Annotated in this window: 10 protein-coding genes, 2 tRNA genes and 1 pseudogene; 2 read left to right on the forward strand and 11 right to left on the reverse strand. The window is 65.4% G+C overall.

Annotated elements, in window-relative coordinates; translation table 11 throughout:
• Positions 1-9 precede the first annotated feature (9 nt).
• The 7 genes and pseudogenes from I6B53_RS10225 to I6B53_RS10250 all read right to left on the reverse strand — a co-directional run bounded on the left by I6B53_RS10225 (position 10) and on the right by I6B53_RS10250 (position 8,177).
• Positions 10-645: a hypothetical protein gene (locus tag I6B53_RS10225; protein ID WP_216764114.1), complete on the reverse strand. Its 636-nt coding sequence runs from the start codon at positions 643-645 to the stop codon at positions 10-12.
• Entirely contained in the window at positions 642-1,907 is a 1,266-nt protein-coding gene (locus I6B53_RS10230) for a hypothetical protein (RefSeq protein WP_216764115.1), read from the reverse strand. Before I6B53_RS10230 ends, I6B53_RS10225 begins: the two co-directional genes overlap by 4 nt.
• Positions 1,908-1,983: 76 nt before the next feature.
• Entirely contained in the window at positions 1,984-2,337 is a 354-nt protein-coding gene (locus I6B53_RS10235) for a hypothetical protein (protein WP_216764116.1), read from the reverse strand.
• 176 nt (positions 2,338-2,513) lie between these two features.
• Positions 2,514-2,864, reverse strand: a complete 351-nt coding sequence (locus I6B53_RS10240; protein ID WP_216764117.1) for a hypothetical protein — start codon at positions 2,862-2,864, stop codon at positions 2,514-2,516.
• A 498-nt stretch (positions 2,865-3,362) separates the two neighbouring features.
• The gene (locus I6B53_RS10245; RefSeq protein WP_216764118.1) at positions 3,363-5,633 is read right to left on the reverse strand and encodes an RHS repeat-associated core domain-containing protein; all 2,271 of its coding nucleotides are present in this window, start codon (positions 5,631-5,633) and stop codon (positions 3,363-3,365) included.
• Positions 5,613-5,711: pseudogene (locus tag I6B53_RS11245) on the reverse strand (RHS repeat domain-containing protein); the annotation flags it as partial. The gene I6B53_RS10245 and the pseudogene I6B53_RS11245, both read right to left, overlap by 21 nt.
• A 21-nt stretch (positions 5,712-5,732) precedes the next feature.
• Positions 5,733-8,177, reverse strand: a complete 2,445-nt coding sequence (locus I6B53_RS10250; protein ID WP_216764119.1) for a DUF6531 domain-containing protein — start codon at positions 8,175-8,177, stop codon at positions 5,733-5,735.
• Between the two features lie 518 nt (positions 8,178-8,695).
• Between I6B53_RS10250 and I6B53_RS10255 the strand changes: the two genes are divergently transcribed.
• A complete protein-coding gene (locus I6B53_RS10255; RefSeq protein ID WP_216764120.1) occupies positions 8,696-9,754 on the forward strand; it encodes an NAD(P)-dependent alcohol dehydrogenase in 1,059 nt (352 codons plus the stop codon).
• Positions 9,755-10,002: 248 nt separating this feature from the next.
• On the opposite strand, the gene I6B53_RS10260 is transcribed toward I6B53_RS10255, so the two are convergent.
• The 4 genes from I6B53_RS10260 to I6B53_RS10275 form a co-directional block, all read right to left on the reverse strand.
• Positions 10,003-10,092, reverse strand: a tRNA-Ser gene (locus tag I6B53_RS10260).
• Positions 10,093-10,193: 101 nt separating this feature from the next.
• The gene (locus tag I6B53_RS10265) at positions 10,194-10,391 is read right to left on the reverse strand and encodes a CopG family transcriptional regulator (protein WP_253953871.1); all 198 of its coding nucleotides are present in this window, start codon (positions 10,389-10,391) and stop codon (positions 10,194-10,196) included.
• Positions 10,392-10,662: 271 nt separating this feature from the next.
• Positions 10,663-10,752 (reverse strand) — tRNA-Ser (locus tag I6B53_RS10270).
• Between the two features lie 74 nt (positions 10,753-10,826).
• Entirely contained in the window at positions 10,827-12,164 is a 1,338-nt protein-coding gene (locus I6B53_RS10275; protein WP_216764122.1) for an AGE family epimerase/isomerase, read from the reverse strand.
• 249 nt (positions 12,165-12,413) lie between these two features.
• Here I6B53_RS10275 and I6B53_RS10280 point away from each other — a divergent pair, with 249 nt between their 5' ends.
• On the forward strand, positions 12,414-14,855 hold the full coding sequence (locus I6B53_RS10280; RefSeq protein WP_216764123.1) for an ExeM/NucH family extracellular endonuclease: 2,442 nt from the start codon (positions 12,414-12,416) through the stop codon (positions 14,853-14,855).
• Positions 14,856-14,980 lie beyond the last annotated feature (125 nt).

Here is a 14,980-nt window from a genome sequence, read left to right on the forward strand (position 1 = left end):
CTCACCGGTTCACGGCCTTCGCGAGGCCCGCTTTTGCACTTCGACCATAACACTCAGTTGTTGCAGAAGATAATCACACGCCGACGCCTCGTCAGCGAACCGTTTTTCGGGTGACAGGATCGCACGATCATCATGGAACGCGACTAGCCACGGGCGGTTTCTCGCCCAGACGCTTGGCCGGTAGGTGATGATGTGTTGACACAATCGCTGAGGATCTCCGAAGCAGAACATCTTGCGGTCGATGCCCAGCTCGTCGGCTTTGGCGAGCAGTGACATGTAGGGGCTGGAGTAGCCGATCGACTCTTCAACGCGCGTCCAGTCACTCGCCTGACAGTTCGAGTGAAGGTCTTCCTGCCTCCACTCGGTTCCGCGAAGGTTCCCGATGAGGGCCTTGACCCTCTTTTGCGAAAGCGAGTTGTAATCCGTCAGGAACCACATCGCGTCATCAAGGTGGACTTTGCCCACCAGTTGACCATCCTCGAGCGCGAAGACCTTGATCTGGAAGTGCCTTTCGGGCTTGAAAGCATCATCCGGACAACAGATGCGCTTCCACAGTGGCGGATGCGCATGATTCTTGCATGTGAGCGATCGAATCTCGATCCACTGCTCTTGCTCGCGCTCAGGCTCGGAAGATGTTGGCATCATGCGCGTTTCACGTCCTTCCAAGTGTCACTGGTTCCGCCAGTCGACTCGCTCCGTAACCAGGCACCGATGCGGGCACGCTCGGATGCGGTGATTGTTCGCAGCGGTGACGACTCGCCGAAGAAGACCAGAGCGTCCTCGGGGAAGATCATGCCTTCGATGGCCTCACCGACGAACGAGTCGACCTCGACGAGTGTCGGATCGAACAGGAAGCAGATCCTCTCGGGGCTGCCCGCACATGCCTCGATGATGCTGGGGTGCTGCATGGCCTCCAGGACCTCGCTCGCTTCGAAGTACGCCTCATGCGCTCCGAGTCGAAACGTGACCCGCCTGCGTGGCCGCTGCCACCTTGCAAACACACCCTTGGGAGCAACCTCGCTCATCGACACCACGAGGTCGCCAAGACTCAGTTGCGCGGGCAGGCCCTTCACGGCGGTGGACGACTCGACGCGGTGCCCTGCCCGGCTCATGTCGCCATTCGAAGACGATGACACGCCCGCTCCCACCACCGCCGTTCCTTCCTGATCGCCAGTTCTCCCACCGGCACTTCGCTGCCCTCTGGTCATCTCGGCGTAGGTCGTCGGGTCCTTCGCAATGCAGGCGATGATGTAGCTCGCCAACCAGGACGAGGACACAAGTGTGGCAGCTTCCATGCCATATCTCTGGAGAACTGCGGCGACCAGAACCGGCACGAGTAACGAGGGGAAGAGTCGGTAGGAGCGTGTGACCAGCGCAATCACGATCCCGATGGCGCCCCCAAGGCCAGCACTCGCGCCGATCACGCTGAGCTCGGCACCACCGAGGAATGGCGTCACGCCCCCATGGATGACCACGCAGGCGGTTCCCAGAACGATTCCAGGCAGATAGAAGGCCAGCCTCGGGCATCGGCCTGCCTCGCCTGAGCTCTTGTAGCCACGCCATTCTTGTTCCACGAACTCCATTCGGGCATCATTGAGCGCACCCGACCAAATGATCAGTAGCACAAGGCCAGCAAATGTCCACAGCAGGCGGCTTGAAGGCACGACGAGCCCGTCGACAATGGAATATCCGAAGAGTTCGATCACCAAAACCGGGACGATGGACCACAAGGGCGACATTCCAAGCAGAAGAAAGAACGCCGTCAGCTGTATGACGATCATCAGCAGGAAGCCCGACAACGACGTGGATCCATGGAGCGCAGGAGGGATGACAAGCGCCACGATGACCACCAGGCCGGTAGCGCCCCCAGCCCACAAGCGCTCTCCCGGAATCCTTGCAGCACTCACGCGAAGCAATCCCTTCCACACCCCCTGCAAGGGACGCAGTAGCAGCGCCAGTCACCATCTCTTCCTTCCGGTAGAGTCACGGCACGAGCCTCACTGTCAACCTTGACCAGGGACGCTTGGCTAGACGAGCGAACCGCGCGATATCCTCAACATACTCCTGATAGGCGTCACTTGCCGCATGGTCGATCTGCCCATTGTTGCGAGTGATGTAGACCTGGTCGACACTCGAGTACCCCCACCCCAATGCGGCGTGAATTTCTCTGCCTATCCGACGAAGAGACTTCGAATCGACGGGCACCACCAGACTGTTGACGACACTCTCCAGACGATCTGATTGGCGACGATGTTCAAGATGCTTCTTGAGGTGGAACGAGACGAACTCGAGCTCTTGCCGAAGAGTTGCAACATGATACATGTATCGAAGCATCATCACCCAAGTCCTCACCTTTCCACAATCGAGAGAAATGGCGGTCGAAGAGGAGCCCCATTGCGTCCACAGCATGAACCAGACAAACGAGTTGACGACTCTCGAATGTCAAATCCGCCCCCCCGTTGCGCAACCTCACCATCAACACCACCACTCCTGTCGGTCATCATTCCAACCATTCAGGGGACCAGCTTCACCGTGAAGCGCGACCAAGGACGCTTGGCACGACGGGCAAATCCGCGAACGTAGCGAAGATGGGCACGGAACACACTTGTGAGCTTTGGATCATATTGCCCTTCATCATCAACTTCGTAGAAGTCTTCGAGCGCGTAGTGCCCTTCCCCAAGGTGAGCATCCAGATTTGTAGCAAAGGCTCGCAATTCCTTCGCAGTCATTTCCGATCGCAACTTGCGCGCCGAGTCACGGACATCAAAGGCTTGACCAAACCAGCGCGCCATTCGGATGCGTTCAACAATGTAAAACATTGAGTCCGACAACTCTTTGGCAGAGTAACTGCGCATCAACGCCATGGCAGGTCTCCTTGCCCGATGATCACACCATGGTCCGAAGAATCGGGTATATGAACCTGTCCCGTCCCTCCGGGGTACGTCACACCTCGCCCACTCGTTTGCGGCGCCACAATTCCTTCATAGACAGGCGTGCCGGGCCTGAATTCAGCGGCGTACCAAGTGTCAAGAACACTAGCACTCCCCACCTTCAATTGCCCATCAACCCTTTTCATCCAATACGGGAGAACCGCCTTCTCATGGCGTACTTGATACACACTGACAGGCTTGTCCACAGACCAGTACCTCCCGAAGTCCTTGCGGAAGCCGGTTGTTCCTGCTCGGTACAGCGTGGTCGGCTCGTGAAGATAGTATCCACGGTAGATGCCCCATCTGAAGTTCGTCATGTGCTCCCATGAGATCCATTTGGGTTGGGAGGCAACGACGCCGCCTGTCGCCATTCCGATTCCGCCATTGACGAAGGTGGCATGGGCCAGTCCGGCCGGGGTGTGCGGCCCCGGCTCAAGCATGTAGCCAGTGGCTCCCGATACGGAGCCGTCGGTGAATCCGATGGTTGCTCCCATTGTGGTTCGCCCGAGGGCGGTGCGCAGGAAGGGGGTTGCCGCCTTGGCCGTGCCTCCCGCCGCTTCTGCGCCGGCGGTCGCCGCGCTGGTGGCGAACCTGCGCGCGACAACGGCTCCAGCGCCTCCGCCGGCCAGTGCTGAGACCCCTCCGGTCGACGGTTCCGGAGGTGTACTTCTGCGAGGCCACCGAGACTCCACCGCCGATCAGCGCGCCGCCACCCGCCAGGAGCGCCAGTCCCACGGGTCCGCCAATGCCTGTGCACATCAGGGCGACACCGACGACAATGGCGGTTCCTGCGAGTAGGTACTCCCAGTTGTTTCCCACCCAGTTCAAGGCTTGGGCACCGAGACCGGAGTTGGCTTGGTTGTATGCGGCCAGGTCAGCATCGGTGATGGGCTTCAGGCCGGTGGGGTCGGTGAAGGCCAGGGGATTGTTGGCGGCGTACGAGTAGGGGGTGGATGCCCAAGGTGCTGTCGGCACATGCTCCAACGGGTCTGTGGACAGGAACTGACAGGTCGCAGGGTCGTAGACGCGCCGGCCCATGATCTCGAGAGCGCCCACATGGATGCTGCCGTTCACATCCACGCCAACGCCCTCTACCAACGGGTGGGCCGGCGATGCCCACGGGTTGGCGGGGGTGGTGTGGCGGGCAAGGCGTGGCCCGTGGGGGATGAGTCGAGTGCCGAGGGCGGGGGCGCCCGGCAGGACCGTGATCGGAGTGTCGCCGATCCTTGTGAGGGCGCCTGCCCGGTCTGTGGTGACGGCCAGGCCATTGATGGTGGCAGGGCGGCCGTCCTCGTCCCAGGTCATGTCAACGGTGGCCGCCGCGCAGCGGATTGAGGCGAGTCGACCGGTGGGGGTCCACTGGTAGGCGAGGGCGCCATCAGGTCCTTTTTCGCGGGTTCGCCGACCGGCCTGGTCGTAGGCGAAGACTGTGACACCGGCGGGGCAGGTGCGACTGAGCAGTTGACCCGCCGCATCGTATGTGAATGACTCACAGGTGGAACCCGTTTCGTCGGTCCGGGTGATGGAGGTGAGTCTGCCGGCCTGATCCCACGCGTAGCAGGTCCGCCCCGCGTGAGTGTCCACGCTGGCGAGCTGACCGGTCTCGTCGTAGGAATACGTGGTGGCGTCCCCGTCCACACTGATGCGCGCCGGGCGCCCGTCCTCGTCATAGGAAATGACGGTCTCAGACGAACCGTCTGGGGTGTCGACCCGATAGGAGGTGACGCGGCCCAAGCCGTCGGAAACCCACTCCTGAGTCAGGCCTTCGGCGATCATCCGGGTCGAGGAATCGATGTACTCATACGACACGATCCCGAAGGTTCCGCCCTCGATGTGGGAGAGTCTCCCGGCCTCGTCCCGCACGTACATGAGGCGATCGGAAGCGTCTTCGCGGCTGTGTTCGCCCGCGCCCCGGTTGCGTGCTGACGACACTGAGGAGGCGTTGACACGCATCCCGTCGGGGGATTCGGTGAACAGCGGGCGGCCTGCGGCGTCATACCCAGCCCGCCACGTGCGCCCCAACGGGTCCGTGACAGCAGAGACACGATCGTCGGACGTGTACTCACGCCGAGTCACCCCGCCCACAGGGTTGGTTTCCGACACAGGGCGGGCGCACTGGTCGTAGGTGAAGAGCGTGGTTCCCCCCAAGGCATTCGTGATGGAGGTGAGTTGACCCGCCGCATCGTAGGCGAAACGCCGCTTGCCCCACGCTGCGTCCCGCATCGCAGTGAGACGGCCGGCCAGATCGTAGGAGTAGGTGGTCGGCGACGTTCCAGGCGCACTGATGCGCGTCAGGCGTGAGCATGCGTCCCACTCGTAGCGGATCTCGCCCGCAGGGCCGCGTTCGGACACCAGCCGATGGTCTGCGTCATAGGTGTACTCCACCGCTCCCGCAGGCCCCTCGACGCGCTCTCGGCGTCCCAGGGCGTCGTAAGTGATCGTCACCGCCTCCCCGTCCCGCTCGATGCGGACCGGGCGCCCTGCTGCGTCACGTTCGATCCGCGTCAGGGCCCCGTCGACATCGATGGCTTCGACGATGCGGCCCGCCAGGTCGCGCACCACCACCTGGTCCCCGGAGGCGTCATGGACGCGGACAGGCCTGCCCAAGGCATCGGAAACGATCCCCGCCACGCCCTCGTCGTCGATCATGGATGCGCCTTGGCCCCATGAGAATTGGGTGGTCGCACCAGTCGGATCGCTCATGGAAGTGGGTCTGCCCAAGGCGTCATAATCCGTCGACCAGGCCGCCCCGCTGGGTGAGACGACCTCGCGCAGGCGTGAGAGCGGATCGTGCGAGAAGGCCTAGGTCCGCCCGTCGGGCAGCCTCACCTGTGCGAGGTTGCCGAGGTCGTCCCACGTTGAAGAGATGACGCGACCCAACGGGTCCGTTGAGGAGGCCTCCAGGCCCGACGGCCCGTATTCGACGCTCGACCTGGCCCCATAAGGGTCAATGGTCGCGGTCAGGCGCCCCGCGGGGCTGAACTCCCAAGCCCATACCGCGCCATCAGGGTCGACACGTGAAACCACGCGGCCGGCCTCGTCGTACACATACCGGGTGAGGGAGCCTCCAGGGGTCGTGAACGTCACCGGACGGCCTGCCTGGTCATAGTCGAACGAGGCTCGCCCGCCCTGCGCATTGACGATCCCTATGAGATCGCCGAAGCGGTTGTACTCATACGTCAAGGACACGCCCACAGGGTCCGTGACCGAACGCAGCAATCCGTTCTCCCACACCATGGTTGTGCGCCCGCCGACGGGATCGATGATGAGGCTGGGATCACGGCACTCGCCCTCGTAGGAGAACCGCGTGCGGGCTGTCGATGTCGGCCGCGCGGCAGGAACACCTTCATGACCCGCAGGTGCTGGATACGACACGACCACTTCGGTGAGTCGATCCAACTCATCCCAGGACATTGTCGTGCGCACGCCCGCCGGGTCCAGCGAGGCGACCATGCGCCCACGTGAGTCGTATTCGCTGACCGTCACGGACCCTGACCTGTCTTGGGACATGACACGACGCCCCCATCGGTCGTACGCCAGACGCTGGGAGCCACCGTCGGCGTCCACAACTCCGATGAGACGACCGAAGTCGTCGTTGATCCACGTGTTCGCGCGCGACCCGTCCGAATCCGACACCTCCGTCACACCACCTGGAATGTACGTGTAGCGCGACAGACGCCCAGCGGGAGAACGCTGGGTACACACGCGACCGGCCTCGTCATAGGTGTTCTCCACCTCGACGACACCATCGGCGTCCACGATCCGCCAGATGACGCTGCCGGCGTCATCCCAGTCGTACCGCCTGGCGCCACCATCGCCACCACGGACCTCGACCAGGCGCCCGCCCTCGTCGTAGGAGTACACCACGCGACGACCGCACCCTGACACCTCCACGATCCGTGACGCCTCGTCATCCCACGTGATGTCGAGGTGGCGACCACGTTCATGTACGAGGCTCGACGCAACGTCACCGTCCCACTCGCAAAACACCGTGGTCCCAGGGCCTCGGCTCAAAGAGCGCAAACGCCCCGAATCGTCATAGGTCCACCGTCCGCCCTCAGCGTCGCAGACAACGAAATCCCCGGCATTGGGTGACGTGCGAGAAATCCAGAACGAGTCGCCCAGCGAACGCCCCCACCCCTGGCCCTCGCGAGGAAAGCGCACGAGCCGACCATCCGGCATCCACCACCGAGCCTCACCGACTTCACCGCCAGCATCGGTTTCGCCGGCCTGCTCGATCTCGATGCGCGAATCCACAACACTGCACCAGCCCGGACCGAATGCGCCGATCGCAGTCGACATCGAGTTGTACATCCTGCGCCACGCCAGCCCGACACCACCGCCCTGGAGCTCCAGGTCGGTTTCCGGCTCGATGAAGTTGCCGGTGGCCGCATTGACCGGATCATCAACGAAACCCGACGAGGGCGCAACGCCCTGCATCTGAGCGGGAACCATGTTGACTCCCAGGCGAGACAGGGAAACCCCCGCAGCCGCCAACGCCGCCATCAACGTCGCATCCGACAGAGTCGACACGACGCCGGAACCACCAGCGGCCTCGAAGGCCGAAGCGATCACATTGGCCCACTGAGCATCGGCACGGTTCGCCGCAATGTACGAGTCGAAACCGGTCCACACCGACCCTGCCGACAGGCTCCCCCATTCACACCCCGCGACGAACGCCGCCTCGGCAGCCCGCAGGCCCGCGATGACCGAACCCAGTTCATCGTCTGCGCCACCGTAGTTGGTCGCGAGTCTGCGCAAGTTCTCCGGGCGCGCCGACGACGTCCCGCTTTCCGAGTTCGTACCCGACGACGGCGTCTGGCGCGCCAGCATCGCCGGGGCGCTCACCTCCAACGAGGGCGCCTGGCCGTTCGTTCCCACAGGTCGTTGATCGATGTCCCAAAAGTCGTTCCAGCCTCGTTGGATCTCCCACATCTGATCCCGGCGAGCCTGCCACTCCCGTGCCCGCTGACGCGCCGCATTCTCCGCACGCGCGAGTTCGACGAGTCGGTCCACCTTCGCGGCCACATCCTCCAGACACGCGCACAGATTCGTCGCATCGACACCTTCGGACGCCGAGTTGTCTGCGAAGAGGCGAGAGAAATAGCCCGAGAAATCCTGCGAAGCCTCGAACACCCACCCCACGCGAGCTCCGTGCAGCTCGTCAACACGCGACCGCGCCGCCCGACACTTCGCCGCCAAATCCGAGGCCGCCAAGAAGTCGAAGCGAACATCGGCAGTGGTCATCGGATCAATCATCAGAACCTCTTGTGCCAATGCCATCCCCATGACATGCACACGCATGAGCGGCATGGCAGGGACAACGAGACGATGTGACGCGAACTGCAACCGCAGTAAACCATCCGCAGACCCCATGAGGGAAGTACTTGGCGGACATTCGAAGACCTTCACGATGACTCACTGGGCCCGCATGTGCCCGCCTGCAGGGGACACCAGCGCATCCAACGGGCGAATATGCCTCTCCAACTGTCCCAACCCCGTCCGCTGCTCCGAGGCCGGTCCGACCGAGCGCGAGCGTCTCAACGAAGCGGCCTCGACCTCGCGCGTGATCCACCAGAGACTGCCCGCCCTCGTGCCAGCCATTCCGGCAGGCGGCCCCGCCCTCGTCGATGACGGACGAATCCCGCGGAACGACGGACGATGCTCACGGGAGGGGTCGAGAGGCCACGACAAAATCAACCGAAAGGCAGACAATTGATGCAGCCGCACCGACGCGGCCACACCCCAGACCAACGGAGGCCACCATGCCCGAGGTTCTTGCCTACGCCTGCGACGACACCCGCACCACCTTCCACAGGACGCGCATCTCGCTGCGCGAACCCGGCCCCGGCGAGATCCACTTCGAGGTCAAGTACGCCGGGATCTGCCACTCCGACATCCATACGGCCCGCGGCGAATGGGGGCCGGCGAAGTACCCCCTGATCCCCGGCCACGAGATCGCCGGCATCGTCGCGAAGGTCGGCCAGGGCGTGACGAAGTACGAGGTCGGCGACAAGGTCGGCGTGGGCTGCATGGTGAACTCGTGCGGCACATGCCAGATGTGCCGGGCCGACCTCGAACAGTTCTGCGAGGGCGACCCCGCGGGCCTGTCCGGAACCCTGTGGACCTACGGCGACGACGCCGACGGCAACCCGACCGCCGGCGGCTATGCGCAGGGCTTCACCGTGTCGGAGGACTTCGCGTGCCGCATCCCCGACGAGATCCCCTTCGAGGCCGCCGCGCCGCTGCTGTGCGCGGGCATCACGACGTACTCGCCGCTCAAGCGCTGGGGCGCGGGTCCGGGCAAGCGCGTGGCCGTGGTGGGCATGGGGGGCCTGGGGCACATGGGTGTGCAGATCGCCGCCGCATTGGGCGCCGAGGTCGCGGTCATCAGCCACGGGAGGTCGAAGGAGGAGGACGCGAAGCGCTTCGGAGCCACCGAGTTCTACGCGACCAGTGAGGCGGAGCCCTACGCCGACCTGCCCGCCGGCTTCGACATCATCTTGTGCACGGTGGGCGCGGACAACCTGGACTACGGCTCGCTCATCGACCTGTTGCGCCCCATGGGCGCCTTCGTCGACGTCGGCCTGCCGGAGAAGCAGCCGCTGATCCCCCTGATGCCCCTGCTGCGCGGCAATCGCGCCGCCGCGGGCTCGATGATCGGCGGCATCGCCGAGACCCAGGAGATGCTGGACTTCTGCGCGGCGCACGGCATCGCCCCGCAGGTCGAGGTGATCAGCGGCGAGGAGATCACAGAGGCATACAACCGGGTGGTCGATTCGAAGGTTCGCTACCGCTACGTCATCGACACCTCGACCTTCTGAGCTTTGGCCCGACTCTTCGGGGACGAGGGCGGGGCGGGCTCGGGGGTTCGCCGGGTCATTCAGCCGCTGCCCTCGTCCGACGAGGGCGCGGCCGCGGACACGTCTCCACCCTGTTCTGCCCTCGTTTCGAGGGCGAGGCGGGGCACACCCGGGCACCTGCTTGCCCTGCGCCTGCCACTCACGGGCCGATGCCGGTGAACGCCGAAGTCCCAGGACATCTTCGAGGGATGTCCTGGGACAACTCAGCGCGGAGACGGCGGGATTTGAACCCGCGAGGGGCTTGGCACCCCTACCTCCTTAGCAGGGAGGCGCACTCGACCGGACTATGCGACGTCTCCAGTACCGGACCAGAGTAACCGAGGCAGGCCCTGTCGGGAAATCCGAGCCGAAGAAGTCGCCCCTGCGGCCAGCTCCGCTGGCCGCCTCGCGGGGAAGTCGGTCACTTGCCGAGTCGCTCCATCAGTTCGGCGTAACGCGACTTGGCTCTCCCGGATGACGCGGAGACCGCCTGGGCGTGTCCGTGCAGTCGGACGACCTCGTGGATCGCGCGAATGGTCGCTTCCTGTTGGCTGACGCCCTCAGATGCAACCAGAGCGGCCAGCAACTGCTCGCCGTCCTCGGAAAACCGCAATGTCATCACCATCCCCGGATGATACAGGTGTGGCACCAAGCGGTCTCACGCACACGATGATCCACCCGGCCGAGGGCTGAGAAGCGAAGGGGCATGGCGAGAGAAGTGAGGCGCAGGTTGACCCCGGACAAGCCCACCGCCCCTCCCCCTCCCTGCGAGATTCGTCCATCAGGTCGACTCTCGACACGAGAGAGGTCGATTCTCGCGAGATTCGTCGGACGCCCCGAACCCTCGACGAGTCCCGGGGCGCCACGGCGCACTCCCCGGGACTTCGCTGTGGCGGAGGGCGAGGGATTCGAACCCCCGGTGCCATTGCTGACACAGCGGTTTTCAAGACCGCCACCTTCGGCCGCTCGGTCAGCCCTCCAGACCAGCCGATGGTACCCGAAAGCGCACGATCAGAGCCACCACACGCACGGCCGCCCCTCGATCGCGCAGACGTCAGCCGATGTGAAGGCCGAAGAAGTTCCACGACTTCTTGTCGGAGGGAGCCTCCTGCGGCTTGTCCAACAGTTCACGCGAGATCGCCGAGGGCAACGGCGGCCACAGGGGCACGCGCGGCATGAGCATGGTTTGAAGTGCGTGGTAGACGTCCCACCGTGACGCGGTCTCCACCGACAGCGGCTCGTTGGTCTCGCTCAGGCTGCGCCGCCACCTGCCCGGCATGGTGATCAGGTAGTCGTTGGCGTAGTCCAGCCACGAGCGATAGCAGTGGTCGAAGTGCTCGACCTCGTCCTCACGGGCCCCGTTGTCCAGCATCGCCCGGCGGATCGCCACGGTGGCGCAGATGCCTTCACAGGTCACCCACTGCATGTGCTCGGTCATGCGCGGCGCCCCGTCCTCGTCAAGGGTCGTGACGAAACCCGGGTGGCCGTTCTTGCGCCACGCGTCCACACGGGCTCTTTCGAAGAGCTCGTTGGCCATCTCGAAGAGGTGGTCGGGGGCAGTGCGTCCCATCGAGCGCAGGCCCGCCCGCAGGTGCAGGGCCAGTCGCGCCCACTGCATGGACCGGCCCGGCACCGAGCCTTCGTACAGGCGCCTGCCGTCCCACACCTCGGCGCGCGTCGGAGTGGCGATGGCGTGCCCCTGCTCGTCGAAGAACTCGGGCACACGCCACCGGTTGGCCTGGGCCATGTCGCGCACGAAAGCGACAATGGTCTCCACGCGGTCGATCCACACGGGGTCGGTGGTCGCCTCGGCCACCAGCAGGTATGCCTCGGCCGTGTGGAACAGGGTGCCCATCGAGTGGATCGGGGAAGCGGTGGTGAAGGCCTCGTCCCACTGGTCGACCACCAGCCCGTTGGGCAGCAGCCAGTGCTCCTGCTGGCCGTGCAGGACCTCGCTCAGCAGTTCGTGCGCGCCGGGGCGGTTCGCCACGGTGGCGGCGGCGACACCGGTGACCAGGAAGGCGTTGTGCATCTGCGACTTGCCGCGCCCGACCTGGTCCCATGGGACTCCATTGCCCTCCGCGTCGGGCTCGGCCTTGATGGAGGTCCACATCCCACCGTGGACAGGGTCACGGAAGCAGGTGCGCAGGCACTTCATCGCATGGTCGGCGTAGCGACGCGAGCCCGGCAGTCCCATGAGGGTGCCGAGCGAGAACACGTAGAGCATGCGCGAGGTGACCGCCAAGTCGATCGGGCGGGTCGGGTCGGCCTCGCCGGTCTTGGTCAGGTGGGCGAATCCCGTGGGCGCGATCGCCCCTTCGGCCTCGCGGACCAGGGCCTGCATCTGGGTCGAGAGCCACCTGTTGTGCTCGACGGAGTCAAACCAACTCACTTCGTCCTCCATCAGACGTCGCTGTCGTCCTGCGCGCAGCAGGGCGCGAGGGCGTGCCCGGACGGTCGAGCCACGCGAGATCAAGCGTAGTTGGAGGCCCGCACTGTCGTCCCGGTCACAGGTCCCAGGAATCGCCGCTCCGCCGAGAAGCCCCCAAGCGGCACCCTCGTGCCCCACAATGTGAACCACGCTTCGACATCCCTCACGCTCGTCCGCCCTCGCGGCGAGCCCAATCCCTGGAGTCCACCAATGCACTCACGATCCGGCGTCCGCATCGCCGCCGCCGCAGCAGCCGGCCTCGCCCTGGTCCTGACCGGCGGGCCGTCCTTGGCCGCCCCCACCCCCGACCCGCAGCCTGCGCCCGCCGACACCTCCCAGTCGGCCGCCCCGCAGTCCGCCGCCTCCTCTGCCGGTGACGGTGCCGCCTCCGCCTCCTTGGGTGAGGAGGGCGGGGCTCCCGCAGCCAGCGGACCCGCCTCCCCCACCGGACCTTCTTCGGCCACCGGCGGCACCGAAGCTGCCGCGCGTCCCGCCCCGGCCGACGGCGCGCTCTGCCCTGCCGACGCCACCACGATCGCGCAGATCCAGGCCACCGACGGCGCGAGCGACGACTCGGCGATGACCGGGACGGCGAATGTGCGCACCTGCGGTGTCGTCACGTCTTCGCACCCCAGGAACGAGGGCGGGTTGACGAACACGCTGGACGGATTCACCATCCAGACCCCGGGTTCGGGCGGTTCCTGGGACCCGGCGCGCGCGGCCTCGGACGGCATCTTCGTGTGGATGGGCACGTCGAAGGCGGCGATGCCCCCAGTCGGCAAGTGCGTGGTCGTCACCGGCACGATCGCCGAGTACCCGGGAGTCAAGGATGCGACTGCCGCGACCCCCAGCCTCACCCAGATCACACGGCCCAAGGTGGAGGTCCTGGACGCGGACTGCTCGGCTACGGTCACTCCCGTGACGCTGCCTCATGTGCCGACCTCGGCGCAATTGGAGGCGCTGGAATCGATGCTGGTGGCCCCACAGGGCACGTGGACGATCACCGACAACTACCACGCGAATTCCTACGGGACCCTGTCCTTGACTCCGGGTACCGAGCCGCTGCGCCAGGCCACGGACGTGGTCTCGCCGGGCGCCGAAGCCATCGCCTACGAGGCGGAGAACACTGCGAAGGCCATCACCCTTGACGACGGGTCGAGCGCGAACTTCCAGACGAACAAGACCGCTCACAATCACCCCTTCGCCTACCTCACGCCGCAGACGCCTTCGCGGGTCGGCACGAACGTGACCTTCACCAAACCAGTGCTGGTGGACTCGCGTCACGGGGAGTTCATCTTCCAGCCCACCACGATGGTGGCAGGGTTCCCGCAGCGTTCACCCCTGTCGCAGACGACGGTGCGCCCCGAGGCGCCCACGGTTGACGGCGACATCCGTGTGGCCACCTTCAACGTGCTCAACTACTTCACGGACTTGGGGCAGGACGAGGCCGGGTGCGGGTCCTACAAGGATCGCGACGGCACCCCTGTGACGACCAACAGGTGCAACGGCGTGCGCGGCGCGTACACGCGGAAGGCTTTCGAGGACCAGCAGGCCAAGATCGTGCGTGCCATCGCGGCCCTGCGCGCCGACGTGGTCGCCCTTGAGGAGATCGAGAACCCGACCTTCCCGGCGATCGGAGGCACTGACCGCGACGCTTCACTGAAGGCCCTGGTGGCTGCCCTGAACGCCTTCGAAGGCTCCGAGGTGTGGGCGCCGGTCCCCAGCCCCGCCACGGTGCCGGCCGTGCAGGACGCGATCCGCACGGCTTTCATCCACCGCGTGGCCACGGTGGCGCCCGTGGGCGAGTCGGTGATCCTGGACGACGCGGCCTTCACGGGTGTGGCGCGCCAGCCTCTTGCCCAGGAGTTCCGTCCGGTGGTCACCGCCAACCAGGAGGGTACGAATGTGGTGGTCATCGCCAACCACTTCAAGTCCAAGGGGTCGGTGCCCAAGGGCATGGAGGAGGGGAACACGGACTCCGGCGACGGCCAGGGCAATGCGAATGCGATTCGCGTGGCCCAGGCGCAGGCCTTGGCGACCTTCGCCGGGTCTGCGGCTTTTGCGGGAAAGCCGGTGCTGCTGGTGGGAGACTTCAACTCATACTCGAAGGAGGACCCGGTGAAGGTCCTGCTGGAGGCCGGTTTCACGCATGAGTCCGCGGGTACGCACACGTCCTACGCCTATTCGGGTCGCGTGGGGTCCTTGGACCACGTGTTCTCCAATGCGGCGGCCCATCAGCTGGTGCGGGGCACCGCCGTGTGGGCGGTCAACGCCGAGGAGTCCGTGGCCTTCGAGTACTCGCGCGCGAATGCGAATGTCACGCAACTGCTGGACACGTCGGTGCCGTGGCGGTCCTCGGACCACAACCCGGAGATCATCGGGTTGGACCTGGTGCGTGAGAAGCAGGTGACTCCGCCGCCTGCCAAGCCCGGCCCGTCCACGCCCCAGACGCCTCAGCCGTCGACGCCGGCTCCCTCCACCCCTGCTCCGGCCAAGCCCTCGGCCCCCGCGAAGTCGGCGCCTGCAGGATCCACGGGATCGAGGCTGGCTCGAACTGGTTCGGCCACTGTCGCCTGGGTCGTGACTGCGCTTGCACTCGCGGGCGCGGGCGGCGTGTTCCTCCTCGCGGGACGAGGGCGACGCAGGTCCTGAGTCGCTTCGGGGACGAGGGCGGGGCGCTCTTGCCGACGCAGGAATGCCGACGGCGCAGCCCCGCCCTCGTCCCTTGGCGCCGGTCGGTGCCGAGGCGCACCACAATTGCCTCGCGGACAAGGGGT

Origin of the sequence: Schaalia sp. 19OD2882, from assembly GCF_018986735.1 — a bacterium.
Classification (GTDB): Bacteria; Actinomycetota; Actinomycetes; order Actinomycetales; family Actinomycetaceae; genus Pauljensenia.

Excerpts from the sequence above, each read along its gene's own strand:
- I6B53_RS10235 (WP_216764116.1), bottom strand. The coding sequence starts at position 2,337 with ATGATGCTTCGATACATGTATCATGTTGCAACTCTTCGGCAAGAGCTC.
- I6B53_RS10265 (WP_253953871.1), bottom strand. The coding sequence starts at position 10,391 with ATGACATTGCGGTTTTCCGAGGACGGCGAGCAGTTGCTGGCCGCTCTG.
- I6B53_RS10250 (WP_216764119.1), bottom strand. The coding sequence starts at position 8,177 with ATGACCACTGCCGATGTTCGCTTCGACTTCTTGGCGGCCTCGGATTTG.
- I6B53_RS10225 (WP_216764114.1), bottom strand. The coding sequence starts at position 645 with ATGATGCCAACATCTTCCGAGCCTGAGCGCGAGCAAGAGCAGTGGATC.
- I6B53_RS10280 (WP_216764123.1), top strand. The coding sequence starts at position 12,414 with ATGCACTCACGATCCGGCGTCCGCATCGCCGCCGCCGCAGCAGCCGGC.
- I6B53_RS10240 (WP_216764117.1), bottom strand. The coding sequence starts at position 2,864 with ATGGCGTTGATGCGCAGTTACTCTGCCAAAGAGTTGTCGGACTCAATG.
- I6B53_RS10245 (WP_216764118.1), bottom strand. The coding sequence starts at position 5,633 with ATGAGCGATCCGACTGGTGCGACCACCCAATTCTCATGGGGCCAAGGC.
- I6B53_RS10255 (WP_216764120.1), top strand. The coding sequence starts at position 8,696 with ATGCCCGAGGTTCTTGCCTACGCCTGCGACGACACCCGCACCACCTTC.